Genomic DNA, 16,743 nt, shown 5'->3' with positions numbered 1-16,743 from the left:
ACTAGAACCGTCCCTGTGCTTGACATTCACTGTGTTATTTTAACTTGATAAAATGCACTTTTTTCCCCTCGGAAGCAACGTATTCTTGAACGTGTTGAAATTCAGGAAGAAAATTTAGAGCACCCAGAATAAAACGCTCACAATTTCCTGGAACATCTTTTTGTCGTACTCTGCCATTTGTAATGATGGTTTGAACGGCTGACAATACGTGGCCCTTCCTCATTTCTCTGATTTCACCCTTTTCAAGCAATAGGAGAATTCTATCATTTTTAATCTCCATTACTTTTGCAAAGGCTTTCCCTTTCAATGTGTCAATTTTATCACCAGGCGAAATCTTGGAAACGAGGTCTTCCCACACATGATTATTTTGTGATTCCATAATCTTCCCTCCTTATTTTACCTGTATTATATTGGGTCTAACTGTACTGGTAAAGATTTTTTTGGGCCTGTCATATAATGAAGTTTTCGTTCTTTTAGATTTAAACTAATGGAAAATAAAACCGATACCATAAATAGTTACAATAAAAATACAAGACATAAGGTCGGGGTTTAGATGACTTTTACAACAGAAGAACAAATACACCTAAAACAAGAGAATTTACATTTAAAACAACTTAATAATAAATTGAAAAAGAGAGTGAAAGGCTCCATTTTAAAAACGGATTTAGAGTTCTTTTTAAAGATCTTGATACCTAAAGGCTCTGAAGATGACTATAGTGTTTTCATGGACTTAAATAATTCTATGTTTAATAGTTATAAGGAATTAATAGATCTTGTAACTTTCTTGATAAAAGTTGATAGAGTAGATTTGGCTTATTTATATGTGCATAAAAACTTTTTATCTATTAATGATAGAGAACTAAAACCAATAGATGTAGAAGCGGCGTTTAAAAAACTCGTAAAACAACTGCTAAGTAAGAATAAAATTGAAGAACTACATCTTCGGCTATTGTTCGAGTTCTTATCAAGTAAGAAAGAGCACCTTTTTCCTATTTATAAAGAGGTATTCACTCTTTATATGGACGAACTAATAAAGGCTAGTTTAGTTACTAGAAACGATGATTGGATATTAAAGTTATTATACTTTGTAAGGATAATTGATAAAAAACTGTTAGATAAAGCTTTTGACTATTTACATGGACATTGGGATTTGTTATTTAATTGGATTACGGAAGAGGAACTTTTCACATGGGGATTTTTAGTAGATATTTCAGGTCATGTAAAGTTCCAGTCGAAACTTAAGATACTTAATGAATATTATCAGCTGAAAAAAGAAGGAATGTACTTGCAGCCAATTGAGGCATCAAATTACGGAGGAGACGAAAAAAATAATAAAAAAACTGGATTTGCAGAAAACTGGAAAGAGGTAAGTGATTTAAGAAAGTATGGCTATGAAGTCTCAGACAAGTCGGATCTAGAAAGATGGATCGCCATTCATAAAGCAATGAGGAATATCCCAATCTCAAAAATAGTCTCACATATTCAATGGCTCTTAGATAATTCAAATAGAAGAGACGGCATAAATGGTGATTTTAGCAAATCAATTAATGCCTATGAAACAGACCTTGAGTATTTAGAAAATTACTTTAATAACCGGAATTTATAAGAGGAGAAAAAACAAGCAGAGGGACGGTTCTTCTGCTCACATTTCTCAAGCAGAGGTAAGCAGAGGGACGGTTCTCCTGCTCAAAAAATATCAGAGGAGAGCCCGATTGCTTTAGAAAGCGGTCGGGCTTTTTAGTGAGGAATTCTTCAGTAGAGATGAATTTTAGATAATGCGTTCAAACATTCAGCAATTCAAAATCTATCGGGCTCCCTATGGACAGAAACACAGAGGTACTGAGACGGTGATGCGCGTCGCTTTTGGGAGTTGAAATAGTTCAACAATGGTTAAGTTACTTATATCATTAAGGGAATTGGGGGATATAAGATATAAGCTTGGTGGTGATTATTTTATTTGTCCGGGGATCCAAATTGGTTCGTATGGAAGGAATTGTTACTATCCATTCTATGGTTCTGAATGTACCATAGGTTAGTTAATACATACAGGATGGGTGAAGATAGATGGGTTGGGAAGATGAAAACTATTATACAAGTGATACGGGAATGTTGGGGGATAGTCCTCGAAGAAAGAAATCATCATCAAGGAAAAGAAGGGTGCCTCATTATAGACCTATCGTAAGGAAAAGGATACCTCGTACAGATTTTGGGGAAGCGATGGGCGGTTTAGCTGTAGGGATGTTTTTTGTGTTCCCTGTATTGGCTACTCTGTCAATGGTCTTTCCAGTCGGTTTCTTTGGAATCGTGGCGATTATCGGATTGTTTACATGGTTAGTGTCAGATTGGCAGATGGCAGCCATTATTGTTGGATTAATTATCGGAATGGTTGTATTGGGTTTTGTGTCTCTTGGTATATTAATGGCGTTATTAGGATGAATCCCCGATGGTGGGGATTCTTTTTTATAAAAAATAATTAAATCAGGAAAGGGGACGTTTCTCCTGCTCAAACTTCTTATTAAAAAACCCGATTGCAGACTAATGCAATCGAGTTTTTTAATATTGGTGGGAATATATGTAGGTACCATCCCTGGTTTTTCATCCTTTGCCTGCCGGCAAGGCAAAAAAAAGCAGTGGAACCGTCCCTGTGCTTGCTCACGACGGTGGAGAGTGAGCACAAGAACCGTCCCTGTGATTGCTTCACCATCCCCTTTACAACACCTTCCCCAGAAAAGCCTTCGTACGTTCATGTTTAGGATTCCCAAACAACTCGCCTGGTACATCCTCTTCAACGATATACCCGCCGTCCATGAAGATGACGCGGTCGCCGACTTCACGGGCGAATCCCATTTCATGTGTCACGACGACCATTGTCATGCCTTCTCGGGCGAGGTCTTTCATAACCTCGAGGACTTCTCCGATCATCTCGGGGTCGAGGGCAGAGGTTGGTTCATCGAACAGCATGACCTTTGGTTCCATGGCAAGTGCCCTGGCAATGGCGACACGCTGCTTTTGTCCTCCGGATAATTCTCCGGGATAGCTATCTGCTTTTTCCTCAAGGCCTACTTTCCTGAGAAGTTCAAGGGCTGTCTGTTTGGCAGCCTCTTTGTCGACACCCTTGGCTTTGATCGGTGCCAGCGTAATGTTTTGCAGCACGGTTTTATGAGGAAAGAGATTGAAGTGCTGGAACACCATCCCTACTTCCTGGCGGATTTTATTGATGTTGATTTTCGGGTCGGTGATGTCATTTCCATTCACGATGACATGGCCATCTGTGATTTCCTCGAGTCTATTCAAGCAACGCAGGAAGGTGCTTTTTCCAGAGCCGGAAGGACCTACGACACAGACCACTTCCTGCTCTTTCACCTCTGTACTGATATCTTTTAAAACTTCAAGTTCCCCAAAGGATTTTTTAAGGTTATTGACCTGGATCACACTCATCGCAGTTCATACCTCCTCTCTATAAAGTCGCCGAGTTTGGTCAACAAGTAAATCAGGATGAAGTACATGAGAGCGACCATTCCCCATATTTTGAAAGGTTCATAGGTTGCTGATACGACGACTTGCCCTCTTTGTGTCAGTTCCGCGATTCCGATGACAGACAGAAGCGAGGTGTCCTTCAGGCTGATGATCGCCTGGTTCACAAATGTCGGCAGCATCCTTCTTAATGCCTGCGGCAGGATGATATAACGCATCGTCTGCGCACTGGTCAGTCCCAGAGTCCGTGCAGCTTCCGTTTGTCCTTTGTCGATGGACTGGATGCCGGCTCGGACAATTTCAGCTATATAGGCGCCTGCATTGATGGCAATCCCAACGATCCCTGCGGTAACAGGTTGCAGCGAAATGAAGGGAAGTGAATTCAAACCGAAATATATAAAGAATAATTGAACGAGGAAAGGCGTTCCGCGTACAAAGTTAATGAACCAAATGGCGATCCACCGTAAAGGCGGAATCGGAGAAAGGCGGAAAAGTGCTGTAATTAAACCGATGATGAATCCAAACAGCAAGCCGATAAGTGTTATATAGGCTGTCAGTTTTATCCCGGCCCATAAGACGGGAAGGGCTTCCTGGAATATTTCCATTTTCTAGCTCCTTTCTTTATTAGAAAAAGACAGCGCGCTTACTGGGAGCGCGCTGAAAAAAATTTTACTCTTCAAGATAAGTGTTCAAGATTTCCTCGTACTTGCCGTTGTCCCTGATTTTTTGAAGGCCGCTGTTGATTTTTTCAAGCAGTTCCTGGTTCTCGCCTTTTTTTACAGCGATGCCATACTGGTCGCCATTCAGGCGGTCCCCAACGGTCTTTAGGTCAAGGCCGCTTGTTTTGATGGCATAGGCGATAACCGGGTAGTCTTCAATCAATACATCTGCGTTCCCATTTGCCACTTCCTGGAACATGGATGGGCTGTCATTGAATTGGCGAACTTCTTTAATGCCAGCCTCATCTTTGATTTTCTCGGCATGGTCAGCACCTGTTGTACCATTCTTAACGGCGACAACTTTACCTTTCAAGTCATCAACGCTGGTAATGTCGTTGTTATCTTCTGAAACAACAAGTGTTAACCCCGCATCAAAGTATGGATCTGAAAAGTCAACTTTTTCTTTTCGGTCATCCGTGATGCTCATGCCGGCAATGGCTACGTCCAGCTGATCAGCAAGAATCGCTGGGATGATGCCTCCGAAGTCCATCGGCTTCAATTCAATTTCAAAGCCCTCTTCCTCCGCAATGGCATTGATGATATCGATATCAATTCCTTTATACTCACCCTTTTCTTCAAATTCAAACGGAGGATAAGTAGTATCCGTACCAACAGTGTACGTTTTGCTCCCGTCTTCATCCCCGCTGCCGTTTGCTGCATCATTCGATCCGCATGCAGCCAAAACCAGCATCACTGCCATCATTAAAAAGCCAAATATCTTTATTTTTTTCATCCAACCCCTCCAATTATTTGATAATTCAGTACATTAGTCATGTTAACAAACATTTCCTGTCCGATGCAAAAGAAAAGGCTTTTGGGACTTTTGGGAGGGGTAGAATGTTAGCACAGGGACGGTTCTTGTGCTCACCTTTCAGTGCACTGGCACCAAAAAAGTGAGCACGAGAACCGTCCCCCTGCACACTATGTAAATGTTATAATAGTAAAATCGAATACGCGGATTTATCAAATAAATTTAAGAAAGCAGCGTGATATTAATGGATTCCATAAGGCAGTTTATGGAGGACCATTTGCAGGAGATTTTAGATGATATCAAGTTTCTGGTCGAAAGTGATTCTCCATCCTTAAATAAAAAACTCGTGGACGAGTGTGGAGAGAGGATACAGGAGCTTTTATATCGCTACTTTGGCGAACGGGCAGAAGTGTTGGAAGAAGAGAAGTACGGGAATCATTTGAAATTTGAATTCGGGGAAGGAGATGAAACCATCTTAATCCTTTCCCACTTTGATACAGTATGGGAGCCTGGAGAATTAGAGTTTAAAATCGAAGGCGATTGTGCATATGGGCCTGGCATCCTGGATATGAAGGGAGGCCTTGTGCAAGCGCTTTGGGCAATAAGAGCCATTAAGGAACTGAACATCCCGTTCTCAAAGAAAATTGTTTTCCTTTTTACCAGTGATGAAGAGGTGAGCAGTCCGACATCACGCTATGTTATTGAAGAGATAGCGAAGGATTGTGATTATGCATTGGTTACGGAACCACCCGTTGTTCGGACGGGTGCCTTAAAAACAGCTAGAAAAGGGTCAGCGCGTTATCATATTGATATTACAGGCAAGGCTGCCCACGCTGGCAACAACCATCATGAAGGAGCAAGTGCTATTCAAGAGGCTGCCAAGGTCATTGATTATTTAGAGTCATTGACAGATTACGAGGCCGGAACCACAGTCAATGTTGGATTTGTTAAAGGCGGAGGCAAGCTCAATGTCGTGGCTGATCATGCAGAGATTGGCATCGATGTCCGTGCGATAACCAGTGAAGAACAAGAAAACATTGATGAAGTAATTTGTGGACTGACACCATTCACAGAGGGAACAAGTATCGACGTTCGAGGGGGCATTTCTCGCCCGCCGATGGAACGAAACCAAGATACAAAAGATCTATTCCAGACCGCCAAAGAAGCAGCAAAAGAAGAAGGCTTCAAATTAAAAGAAGCTTCTGTTGGAGGAGGAAGTGACGGAAACCTCACAGCCAACATGGGAATCCCAACCCTGGATGGCCTTGGTATCATTGGTGACGGAATCCATGCAAGAAACGAACACATCATCATCAGCCAAATCCCAGAACGAGCAGCATTTTTCACAAACCTGCTGGTTAGTATTGGGACAAAGGATGAGGAGTAAATGTTGTCAGAGGGACGGTTCTTGTGCTCACATTTAACCGCCCGGACACAAAAAAAGTGAGCAGGAGAACCGTCCCCCTGCTCACCCCCTGCTCACTCTTCTCTTTATCATGGAAAATAAACGATTTTAAAAGGATGAAATGTATGAATCAAAAAATTCTCCCGGCATGCACGAACATGAAGGATTTTGAGCGGTTCCTGGAAAGCCCATATGAAGTTGGCGTCTTTCTTGAAATGCATATTGCTCAGCTGAAGCATGTTAGTACGATGGCGGAAGCACATGGGAAGAAGATGCTTTACCATATGGATATGATCCATGGAATTAAAAGCGATGATTATTCCGCGGAGTTTATCTGTCAGGAATATAAACCATATGGGCTGATCTCGACCAAGTCCAATGTGATTTTAAAAGCGAAGCAGAAAGATGTCCTGGCGATTCAGAGGATTTTTCTACTGGATTCCCATGCGCTTGAAAAAAGCTATAAACTTCTTGAAAAAACGAAGCCTGATTTTATTGAAGTCCTCCCGGGCATTGTACCCCAGATAATAGGAGAGGTGAAGGAAAGGGTTAAGATTCCCCTGTTAGCTGGGGGTTTCATCAGAAGTATTCAGGATGTGGAAAAAGCTCTGGATGCTGGAGCCGAAGCTGTCACGACTTCGAAGAAAGAATGCTGGAAACACTTTGCTCAATGATTCACAAATCTCCTATTGAAAATGTAAAAATCAAAATAATAAAATTAACCTGTTGACAGCGTTTTCAATCGTAAGTATACTTTAGATACAAGTTAAGAATGTGACGGAGATTGGGAGATTCACACTGAAATACCTATGCTTTTTTAGGTATGCTGTGTGGATCTCCTTTTTTTTGCACTTTCTTAGTTGTATATACATCTTAATGATATACACGAAAGGGGAATTGTTTATGTCAGCATTTATGGGAGAAGTAATTGGCACGATGATTTTGATTGTCTTCGGTGCCGGGATTGGAGCTGGCTCTTCGCTAAAGAATTCTTATGCTAAGGATGCCGGTTGGATTGTCATTACAATTGCGTGGGGACTTGCGGTTACAATGGGAGTTTTTGCGGTTGGTTCAATAAGCGGGGCGCACTTGAACCCTGCGGTTACTCTGGCACTTGCGATTGATGGCTCATTCCCATGGGCAGATGTACCAGGCTATATGCTGGCGCAGATGATTGGTGCATTTATTGGAGCAACACTAGTATTCTTGCATTATCTTCCTCACTGGAAGGCAACAGATGATCCGGGCACAAAATTGGGCGTTTTCTCAACAGGACCTGCAATTCCAAACACATTTTCTAACTTATTCAGTGAAGTTTTTGGCACTTTTATTCTTGTTTTAGGATTATTGTTTATCGGAGCAAATCAGTTTACAGAGGGATTAAACCCGATTGCAGTTGGATTATTGATTGTTGTAATTGGTATGTCACTGGGCGGTACAACAGGTTATGCCATCAACCCGGCACGTGATCTTGGGCCGAGAATTGCCCACTTCGTCCTGCCGATTCCGGGCAAAGGCGGATCAAACTGGGGCTATTCATGGATTCCGGTCGTTGGACCTCTGTTAGGAGGATCACTTGGAGCAGTCGCTTACAAAGCTCTTTTCACGGGAGCAGTCACAGAGACTTTTTGGGTTGTAGTTGGTATAGTAGCAATAATTCTTGCATTAGCTTATACAGTAGGAAAAAAACAAGCAGGGCAGATAGATCCATCTAAAGTAGGCGTATAATATATCGATAAAAATGAAAACGGTTAAATATAATAGGGGAGGAATAATTTAATGGAAAAGTACATTTTATCTTTAGACCAGGGTACAACAAGTTCAAGGGCCATTCTTTTCGATAAGGCAGGAAAGGTTGTCCACGTATCGCAAAAGGAATTCACTCAGCATTTTCCGAAGCCAGGCTGGGTAGAGCACGATGCGAATGAAATCTGGGGCTCTGTATTGGCTGTCATCGCAGGTGTTTTATCAGAATCAAATGTTAAGCCGGACCAAATAGCGGGAATAGGAATTACGAACCAGCGTGAAACGACAGTTGTATGGGATAAAGAAACGGGTGTTCCAGTTTATAATGCAATTGTCTGGCAATCACGCCAAACAAGCGGTATTTGCGATGAACTGAAGGAAAAAGGCTACAATGACCTTTTCCGCGATAAAACTGGTTTGCTCATTGATGCTTATTTTTCAGGTACAAAAGTGAAGTGGATCCTTGACAATGTTGAGGGCGCGAGACAAAAAGCTGACGAAGGAAAGCTTATGTTCGGTACAATTGATACATGGCTGATTTGGAAGCTTTCCGGTGGGCGTGCCCATGTTACGGATTATAGCAATGCTTCGCGCACGCTTATGTTCAATATATATGACTTGAAGTGGGATGAGGAGCTTCTTGATATTCTTGGAGTACCAGCATCTATGCTTCCTGAGGTTAAACCTTCTTCTGAGGTCTATGCAAACACAGTGGATTACCACTTCTTCGGCAAGGAAGTTCCGATTGCAGGTGCCGCAGGTGACCAGCAGGCAGCATTATTCGGGCAAGCTTGCTTTGAGGAAGGCATGGCGAAGAATACTTATGGAACAGGCTGCTTCATGTTGATGAACACTGGTGAAAAAGCGGTTAAGTCAGAGCATGGTCTCTTGACAACACTTGCCTGGGGCTTGAACGGCAAGGTTGAGTATGCCCTTGAAGGAAGCATTTTCGTTGCCGGGTCTGCGGTCCAATGGCTCCGTGACGGCATGAGGATGCTCAAGAATGCAAAAGACAGCGAAGATTATGCAGCTAAAGTTGAATCTACTGATGGTGTCTATGTTGTTCCAGCGTTCGTCGGTTTGGGAACTCCTTATTGGGACAGCGACGTCAGAGGTGCGGTATTCGGTCTGACACGCGGAACTAGCAAAGAGCATTTTGTCCGTGCAACCCTTGAGTCCCTTGCATACCAGACGAAGGATGTTCTATCAGCTATGGAAGCCGATTCAGGAATCGAGCTGAAGACTCTCCGCGTTGACGGCGGTGCAGTCATGAACAACTTCCTGATGAACTTCCAGAGTGACGTGCTGAATGTCCCTGTCGAAAGACCGGTTGTCAACGAAACAACTGCTTTGGGAGCAGCGTACCTTGCGGGTCTTGCAGTTGGTTACTGGGAAAGCCAGGAGGAGATCGCATCGCAGTGGGCAATCGACCGTTCATTTGAACCAAAGATGTCCGATGAAGACCGCGACCAGCTTTACGGCGGCTGGAAAAAAGCTGTAAAGGCAGCTATGGCTTTTAAATAAAAAATTCAAAAATAAGACATTATCATATCATAGAGGAATCTGATACAATAATAACAAGTTAATAAAACGGCAGGAGATCTGGAGAGACCGCGAAGCATTACCGTCCATTAGGTAATGTTTTTCGTGGTCTCTTTTCCTGTTCTAAGGGAGGAAAACACCATGTTCACGAATACAAAACGCAATGATATTATCTCCAATTTAAAAAGAAATAAATTTGATTTACTTGTGATTGGCGGCGGTATTACAGGCGCCGGAATTGCTTTGGACGCTGCGACCAGAGGATTAAGTACCGCCGTTCTTGAAATGCAGGATTTTGCGGCCGGTACATCCAGCCGTTCAACCAAGCTTGTGCATGGCGGTTTGCGCTATTTAAAGCAACTGGATGTAAAGGTAGTAGCTGAAGTCGGTAAGGAAAGAGCGATTGTATATGAAAACGGGCCGCATGTAACGACTCCTGAGTGGATGCTGCTCCCGTTCCACAAAGGCGGAACATTCGGCAGCTTCACGACTTCCATCGGCCTGCGCGTCTATGACTTTTTAGCAGGGGTAAAAAAGAGCGAACGGAGAACGATGTTTTCCAAGGATGAAACATTGCGGAGAGAGCCGCTTATTAAAAAGGAAGGTTTAAAGGGCGGCGGATATTACGTCGAGTACCGCACCGATGATGCGCGCCTGACAATCGAGGTCATGAAGGCAGCGGTTGAAAAAGGCGCAACAGCTCTGAACTATTCCAAGGTCGAGAATCTTCTCTATGAAAATGGCAGGATTGTGGGCGTCATCGTCAATGATCAACTATCTGGGAAAAAATACGAGGTCTATGCGAAGAAAATCATCAATGCAACTGGTCCGTGGGTGGATAACATCCGTGAAAAAGACGGCTCCAAGAAAGGTAAGAGCCTGATTCTATCAAAAGGCGTTCACATCGTGATCGACCAGTCCCGATTCCCGCTCAAGCAGGCAGTCTATTTCGATACACCAGATAAAAGAATGGTGTTCGCGATTCCCCGCAACGGCAAGGCGTATGTAGGGACGACAGATACGTTTTATGATGAGGACAAAGCGGACCCAAAAATGACTCAGGCAGATATGGATTATTTGATCAATGCGATTAATTACATGTTCCCAGAGGTGAAAGCGAAGCCTGAAGATGTCGAGTCAAGCTGGGCTGGTATTCGTCCGCTGATCCATGAAGAAGGCAAGGGACCTTCCGAGATTTCCCGTAAAGATGAAATTTGGGAATCTGATTCAGGTTTAATTACGATTGCCGGAGGCAAATTGACGGGTTATCGCAAGATGGCGGAAACGATTGTTGACCTTGTGGCCGGGAAGTTTGAATCAGAGGAAGGTCGGAAACTGAAGCCAAGCCAGACGATGCATTTGCCGATATCCGGAGGGGACTTCGGTGGTTCAGAGAAGTTCACGCAGTTTGTCGAAGCAGCTGCACAGCAGGGAGTAAAGGCCGGCTTCTCCAAAGAGGAAGCGAAGCATATTGCTGCGTTCTATGGATCAAATTCCGCTATCATCTTCGATCTTGTCAGCCAGAAAAAAGCAGAAGCTGAGAAGTTCAGCATCCCGTTAGTCACCTTTGCTAAAATGGTTTATGGCATCGAGCACGAGCTCATTGCAACGCCGGTTGATTTCTATTTCAGGAGGACTGGCGACTTGCTGTTTGATATCACCTCCGTACATGAAACGAGAGCAGCTGTCAGCGGCTATATGGCCGAACAATTTAACTGGGCCGATGCTGAAAAAGAAAGATATGAAGCAGAGCTTGATAAGGAAATCAATATGGCCACTACTCCTGTTGTTTAAGTAGATAGATTAAAAGAGGATGACAGATTTGTTAATTTGTGAGAAGTTGGAAATTTTGTGGTAAAATTGCATATAACTTCTATATGAAAACCTCCTTAAATAGGAGGTTTTTTCATAGGTGCAATAGGAGGCAGTCGTATGTATGAACTAGTCATTCAAATGAACCAAAAAAATGGATTGCATGTCAGAAGTGCGGCGTCATTGATTGCCATGCTGCAAGGAGCGCTCAAGGACGGTTCTGCGCTGAAAAACTTCTTTGTTGAATATAAGGGCCGCCGCGTCGGGGTTACCAACCTGCTTTCGCTCGTTTCCCTTAAAGTGAATCAGGGTGAGCAAATCAAACTCCTGTTTGAAGACGATCTACCCATTGATTTGAAAAACGAAATTACCAGCTTCTTTGCTGAACCTGTACAGCAGGACAGGAAGGAGCTTGAAACGGACAGGCTCCTGATGGAAAACTCCGTGATCATGCAGGAAGCTGTCTCTAATATGCCTAACGGTATGATCGTCGTTAACAGCAAAAATATGATTACCTTCGTAAATGAAGCGGCAGTCAGGCTTTTAGGAATACCAGCTTTTGAGCTGTTGAATAGAAGAGCCGATGAAATCGTTCCCCACTACAAGCTCCATGAAATCCTGCAAACCGGGAAGACAGTATTTGCTGAAAAGCAAATACTCAAAAAATATACGATTCTCGCAAACCGGGCCCCTATATTTCTCGATGGAAGAATCATTGGTGCAGTTGCTATTTTTCAGGACATTTCTGATTTTGAAAAAATAAATTCGGAACTGAGGAGAGAACGGGAGCTTCAAGAACAGCTAAATCTTGTGTTGGATTCTGTCACAGATTACATAGCACTTACTGACCGGGATGGCAGCTGTATGTATATGAATGAACAGATGGACAGGCTTTTGGAAGGTTTGTGTAAGGAGAGGTTCGTTGAAAAGCTTATTGGCCAAAAAGTGTGGTCAAAGCTGACAGCTGGAAAAACGGCTTTTTATAATGATATTAAAATGATTCAAAATGACTCTTATATTGTAAAAGTAAATTCGATATTGATAGATAGCAAGTTTCGTGGTGCCGTCGTTTCTTTAAGCCCATTTGATGAAGTCAGGTCGTTAATGAAAAAGCTTGAGGTAATGGAAGAACGTACGAAATATCTTGAGGGTGAGCTTTACAAGCACCTTCAGCTTGATGAATCTTTTTCTTGTATTATCGGGCGAAGTGGAGCGCTTATGGAAAGTCTTACCATTGCCAACAAGGTCTCCAGGACGATTTCTACTGTAGTGATCACCGGTGAAAGCGGAACAGGAAAGGAGCTTGTGGCGCGTGCCATCCATGAATCCAGCAATCGAAAAAACAAACCATTCATAAGAGTGAATTGTGCAGTCATTCCGCGGAATCTGATTGAGAGCGAATTATTCGGGCATGAGAAAGGTTCTTTTACAGGTGCGGATAAAACACGCCAGGGAAAATTTGAACTGGCTGACTTAGGAACGATCTTCCTTGATGAAATCGGGACGCTTGACATGGATTTACAAGCAAAGCTGCTCAGGGTTCTGCAGGAGCGTGAATTTGAGAGAGTGGGCGGAAATAAAACCATTAAGCTGGATGTGCGAATTATTGCGGCAACAAATGAAGACTTGTCCAAATTGATGGATGAAAAGAAGTTCAGAGAGGACCTTTATTATCGTTTGAATGTAATCCCGGTCCATCTGCCGCCTTTAAGGAACCGAAAAGGAGATATTCCGCTCCTGGCTGATCACTTTCGCAACCATTTTAACAGTCAGATGGGAAAAAGTATCAAGCTGTATGAAAAAGGGTTTCTGGAGGCGCTCGGAAGCTATCACTGGCCGGGGAACATCAGGGAGCTCCAGAATATTATTGAACGAACTGCTGCACTGACAACTGATGACACACTTTACTGCCGGGACTTGCCTGAATACATATTGAATCAGAGCCGGAAAACGATGGCACTGGATTTCAATCAGGAAGTGTTGACATTGGAAGCATACGAGAAGCAAATCTTTGAACACGCAGTCCGTTTTTATCCAAGCTACAACCAGCTGGCAAAAGCGCTGGGAATCACCCATAAGACAGCTGCCAGTAAACTGAGAAAATATAACCTTGACCATTTGCTTGGGAAAAATTATCAACATACTTGATAGAAAGTATCCAAATCAGGCCCGTCTTTCCTGACAAAACCAGTAAGCTGCTTTGGCATGTTTCTTGCAACTTAATAACACGAAGCTATGGCAGTATGAAAAAACAGGTGGAGGGCAGGATTTCTGAGCTGTAAAAATACTGCTGAAAAAAAGGAGGGTTTTGCATGAAAAAATTGATTAATCATCCTGAAAATGTAGTTTCGGAGATGGTTGCCGGATTCGTGGCTGCCAATCCAAAGAAAGTAAAGCGGGTTCCTGGAACAAATGTCGTCGTAAGGGCAGACGCTCCCGTCCAGGGAAAAGTCGGCATCATCAGCGGTGGCGGCAGTGGCCACGAGCCAGCCCATGGAGGATATGTCGGCAAGGGAATGCTTGACGGGGCGGTGGCCGGGGAAGTTTTCACATCGCCAACTCCTGATCAGGTTTTTGAAGCGATCAAGGCAGTCGATGGTAGCAAAGGAGTCCTGCTGGTCATCAAGAATTATACCGGAGATGTGATGAATTTTGAAATGGCTGCTGAACTTGCAGAGGCGGAAGGGATTTCAGTTGAAAAAGTGATCGTCAATGACGATGCCGCAGTAGAAAATTCTACATATACAGTCGGCAAGCGCGGCATAGCAGGGACCATTTTCGTCCACAAAATTGCTGGAGCATTGGCGGAAACGGGTGCTTCATTGGAAGAAGTGGCAGCGGTTGCAAACAAGGTCATAACCAACTTGAGCTCGATAGGCATGGCATTGACTCCTTGCACGGTCCCAGCTGCGGGGAAACCGGGTTTTACGCTTGCTGAAAATGAAATAGAAATTGGAACAGGCATCCACGGGGAACCAGGGATTGAACGGGGCGAAATCAAAACGGCTGATGAAGTAACGGATATTCTTTTAAATAAAGTGGTCAATCAGCTGGGGATTGACGAAGACGATGAAGTGGCTGTGATGATTAATGGACTTGGAGCTACCCCGTTGATGGAACTCTATATTGTCAATAATCGAGTCTCAGCTGTATTGAATGAAATGAATATCTCAGTCCGTGAAACATTTGTCGGAGAATATATGACATCGCTTGAGATGGCAGGCTGTTCGATCACACTTCTGCGTCTTGATCAGCAGCTGGCAGAACTGCTTGATGCCGCAGCTGATACCATTGCATTCAAGAAATAACGAGAAGGAGAGTACGCTATGTCATTCAGAGTGCTAGAAGCAAAGTTATGGCTGATGAATTTGAATGAAGTCTACCAGCAACAAAAAATGTATCTGACCGAGCTTGACCAGGCAATCGGCGATGGTGACCATGGCATAAACATGGCCAGGGGCTTCAAAGAACTGAGTCAGAAGCTGGAAACAGCCCAATATGCTGACCTGGGTTCTCTTTTCAAAGATGCGGGCATGGTATTGCTGTCAAAGATAGGTGGAGCTTCCGGGCCGCTTTATGGGACAGCTTTTTTAAAAGCAGCAGGACCATTAAAAGAAAAAACCTCCGCTTCCACAGAAGAGCTTGCCGCAGCTTTAGCTGAGTCTCTCGAGGGATTGAAGCTAAGAGGGAAAGCAAGTTTAGGAGATAAAACGATGCTGGATGTCTGGATTCCTGCAGTTGAATTTTTACAAAAGGAAATAAATGTAGATTGGGACCGGTTCATCCAGTTAACACGGGAAAATATGGAAGGCACGAAGCAAATCGAAGCTAAAAAAGGCCGTGCCTCCTATTTGGGTCCCCGTTCTGTCGGCCATATTGATCCTGGAGCAGCCTCATCCGCCTTCTTATTCATTGAACTGTCAAAAGTCTGCCAAGGAGCCCGGTCATGAAGAACGTTGGAATTGTGTTGATTTCCCATAGTCATGAGCTTGTCAAAGGACTGGAGGAATTGCTGGATCAAATACAGCAAAATGTCCCGATTGCCACAGCAGGTGGAACAAGTGTAAATGAAATTGGAACGGATGTATTCAAAATCAAGAAAGCTATTGAATCGGTATACTCTGAGAAGGGTGTTGCCATTCTTTTTGATTTAGGCAGTGCGTTGATCAATGCCGAAATGGCTCTGGAAATGATGGGAGATGAAGTCAAAAAGATTAAAATTGCGGATGCGCCGCTGGTCGAGGGTGCGTATGCCGCTGTCATCCAGTCAGGAATAGGCAGCAGTCTAGATGAGGTCATCGCTTCGGCCGAAGAAGCTAAGAGCCTTCAAAAAGTGATGCGATAGGCAGTGTCAAAAAGCTCTTTGAAAAATCAATTTTGTAGGAAGAGTTGCGCACTTAAAATGTAAAAGCGCTGCCGTATCGCCTGAGGAGAGTTTTATGATAGAAAGAGATATTACGATTTCAATTGAAAAGGGACTTCATGCACGTCCTGCTGCATTGCTTGTAAAAAGGCTCAACGAGTTCGCCAGCAATGTGGAGTTCCAAGCTGGAGGGAAAAGGCTAAATCCCAAAAGCATCATCAGTTTGATGACATCAGTCATTAAACAAGGGGAAACGGTTCGCGTGACCGTGGACGGCAGAGATGAACAGGAAGCGATGGATTGGCTTATCAAAAACTTATAAAGGGTGGAATTATGTGCTTTAATGGACAAAGTTTGATTCCAGTTTCCAAGAATAAACGCCAATATGATTTGTTTTTGAAAAGCAGCTACGAGTGTGGAGTGTACCTTGATACAGACCTGCTTCATTTGAAGCCTATTTCACAGCTTGCAAAGGAATATGGCAAGAAGGTTTTAATCCATACAGACCTAATCCAGGGCCTCAAGAACGACGAATATTCAATAGAGTACATTTGTCAGGACATCAAGCCGTATGGAATCATCTCGACGAGACCAAGCGTAATTGCCAAAGCAAAAAGGCGAGGCCTTCTGACCATTCAGCGAGTCTTTTTGCTAGATTCTCAAGCTTTGGAGAAAAGCTATGATATCGCCCATAAAACAAACGCAGATTATCTGGAAATCCTGCCAGGAATCATTCCGGGCTTTATTAAAAAGCTATCCAATGACATCGACATACCCATCCTCGCAGGAGGTCTTGTGACCACAAAAGAAGAAGTGAATTGTGCGCTGAGTGCCGGAGCACAGGCAGTAACAACCTCGCATGTAGCGTTATGGCAGGCGATGGAATACGTACAAAAACAATATAAAGTAATTTAACACACTAAAGCGTCGG

At 43.5% G+C, this 16,743-nt stretch carries 17 protein-coding genes; 13 read left to right on the top strand and 4 right to left on the bottom strand.

The genetic code is table 11. The features are described from left to right. Window positions 1-34 precede the first annotated feature (34 nt). A complete protein-coding gene (locus J7I80_RS05600) occupies window positions 35-379 on the bottom strand; it encodes a hypothetical protein (RefSeq protein ID WP_214736436.1) in 345 nt (114 codons plus the stop codon). Window positions 380-553: 174 nt separating this feature from the next. Between J7I80_RS05600 and J7I80_RS05595 the strand changes: the two genes are divergently transcribed. Further along, window positions 554-1,606: a hypothetical protein gene (locus J7I80_RS05595; protein ID WP_214736434.1), complete on the top strand. Its 1,053-nt coding sequence runs from the start codon at window positions 554-556 to the stop codon at window positions 1,604-1,606. A gap of 458 nt (window positions 1,607-2,064) precedes the next feature. Beyond that, window positions 2,065-2,436: a hypothetical protein gene (locus J7I80_RS05590; RefSeq protein ID WP_214736432.1), complete on the top strand. Its 372-nt coding sequence runs from the start codon at window positions 2,065-2,067 to the stop codon at window positions 2,434-2,436. Window positions 2,437-2,709: 273 nt separating this feature from the next. Here J7I80_RS05590 and J7I80_RS05585 read toward each other — a convergent pair whose 3' ends face one another. From J7I80_RS05585 to J7I80_RS05575, 3 genes are all read right to left on the bottom strand, one after another. Next, complete coding sequence (locus tag J7I80_RS05585; protein ID WP_251027620.1) at window positions 2,710-3,438, bottom strand: amino acid ABC transporter ATP-binding protein; 729 nt, start codon at window positions 3,436-3,438, stop codon at window positions 2,710-2,712. Beyond that, the gene (locus J7I80_RS05580) at window positions 3,435-4,079 is read right to left on the bottom strand and encodes an amino acid ABC transporter permease (protein ID WP_214736430.1); all 645 of its coding nucleotides are present in this window, start codon (window positions 4,077-4,079) and stop codon (window positions 3,435-3,437) included. Before J7I80_RS05580 ends, J7I80_RS05585 begins: the two co-directional genes overlap by 4 nt. A 64-nt stretch (window positions 4,080-4,143) precedes the next feature. Continuing rightward, window positions 4,144-4,926, bottom strand: a complete 783-nt coding sequence (locus tag J7I80_RS05575) for a transporter substrate-binding domain-containing protein (protein WP_214736428.1) — start codon at window positions 4,924-4,926, stop codon at window positions 4,144-4,146. 295 nt (window positions 4,927-5,221) lie between these two features. Here J7I80_RS05575 and J7I80_RS05570 point away from each other — a divergent pair, with 295 nt between their 5' ends. The 11 genes from J7I80_RS05570 to J7I80_RS05520 all read left to right on the top strand — a co-directional run bounded on the left by J7I80_RS05570 (window position 5,222) and on the right by J7I80_RS05520 (window position 16,727). Continuing rightward, window positions 5,222-6,331: a M20 family metallopeptidase gene (locus J7I80_RS05570; RefSeq protein ID WP_353050086.1), complete on the top strand. Its 1,110-nt coding sequence runs from the start codon at window positions 5,222-5,224 to the stop codon at window positions 6,329-6,331. Window positions 6,332-6,474: 143 nt separating this feature from the next. After that, complete coding sequence (locus J7I80_RS05565; protein ID WP_285289117.1) at window positions 6,475-7,023, top strand: glycerol-3-phosphate responsive antiterminator; 549 nt, start codon at window positions 6,475-6,477, stop codon at window positions 7,021-7,023. A gap of 229 nt (window positions 7,024-7,252) precedes the next feature. Beyond that, window positions 7,253-8,077, top strand: coding sequence for an MIP/aquaporin family protein (locus J7I80_RS05560; protein WP_214736422.1), 825 nt, complete (start codon window positions 7,253-7,255; stop codon window positions 8,075-8,077). A gap of 51 nt (window positions 8,078-8,128) precedes the next feature. Continuing rightward, window positions 8,129-9,619, top strand: coding sequence for a glycerol kinase GlpK (gene glpK / locus J7I80_RS05555; protein WP_214736419.1), 1,491 nt, complete (start codon window positions 8,129-8,131; stop codon window positions 9,617-9,619). 159 nt (window positions 9,620-9,778) lie between these two features. Continuing rightward, the gene (locus tag J7I80_RS05550; RefSeq protein ID WP_214736417.1) at window positions 9,779-11,431 is read left to right on the top strand and encodes a glycerol-3-phosphate dehydrogenase/oxidase; all 1,653 of its coding nucleotides are present in this window, start codon (window positions 9,779-9,781) and stop codon (window positions 11,429-11,431) included. A 138-nt stretch (window positions 11,432-11,569) separates the two neighbouring features. Beyond that, window positions 11,570-13,597 (top strand): sigma 54-interacting transcriptional regulator, encoded by a 2,028-nt coding sequence (locus tag J7I80_RS05545; RefSeq protein ID WP_214736416.1) that lies wholly within the window; start codon window positions 11,570-11,572, stop codon window positions 13,595-13,597. Window positions 13,598-13,761: 164 nt separating this feature from the next. Then, window positions 13,762-14,757 carry a dihydroxyacetone kinase subunit DhaK gene (gene dhaK, locus J7I80_RS05540; protein ID WP_214736413.1) on the top strand — a complete coding sequence of 332 codons (996 nt, stop codon included), beginning with the start codon at window positions 13,762-13,764 and terminating at the stop codon, window positions 14,755-14,757. 18 nt (window positions 14,758-14,775) lie between these two features. After that, window positions 14,776-15,399: a dihydroxyacetone kinase subunit DhaL gene (gene dhaL, locus J7I80_RS05535; protein ID WP_214736411.1), complete on the top strand. Its 624-nt coding sequence runs from the start codon at window positions 14,776-14,778 to the stop codon at window positions 15,397-15,399. Continuing rightward, complete coding sequence (gene dhaM / locus J7I80_RS05530) at window positions 15,396-15,794, top strand: dihydroxyacetone kinase phosphoryl donor subunit DhaM (protein ID WP_214736409.1); 399 nt, start codon at window positions 15,396-15,398, stop codon at window positions 15,792-15,794. Before dhaL ends, dhaM begins: the two co-directional genes overlap by 4 nt. 94 nt (window positions 15,795-15,888) lie before the next feature. Continuing rightward, window positions 15,889-16,134 (top strand): HPr family phosphocarrier protein, encoded by a 246-nt coding sequence (locus J7I80_RS05525; RefSeq protein WP_214736407.1) that lies wholly within the window; start codon window positions 15,889-15,891, stop codon window positions 16,132-16,134. A gap of 11 nt (window positions 16,135-16,145) precedes the next feature. Beyond that, the gene (locus J7I80_RS05520; RefSeq protein ID WP_251027625.1) at window positions 16,146-16,727 is read left to right on the top strand and encodes a glycerol-3-phosphate responsive antiterminator; all 582 of its coding nucleotides are present in this window, start codon (window positions 16,146-16,148) and stop codon (window positions 16,725-16,727) included. The last annotated feature ends 16 nt before the right edge of the window (window positions 16,728-16,743 follow it).

The organism is Bacillus sp. ISL-41 (assembly GCF_018613235.1).
Classification (GTDB): domain Bacteria; phylum Bacillota; class Bacilli; order Bacillales; family Cytobacillaceae; genus Mesobacillus.
The sequence above is the reverse complement of the archived record's forward strand: the minus strand, read 5'-3'. Positions and strand labels throughout refer to the sequence as shown.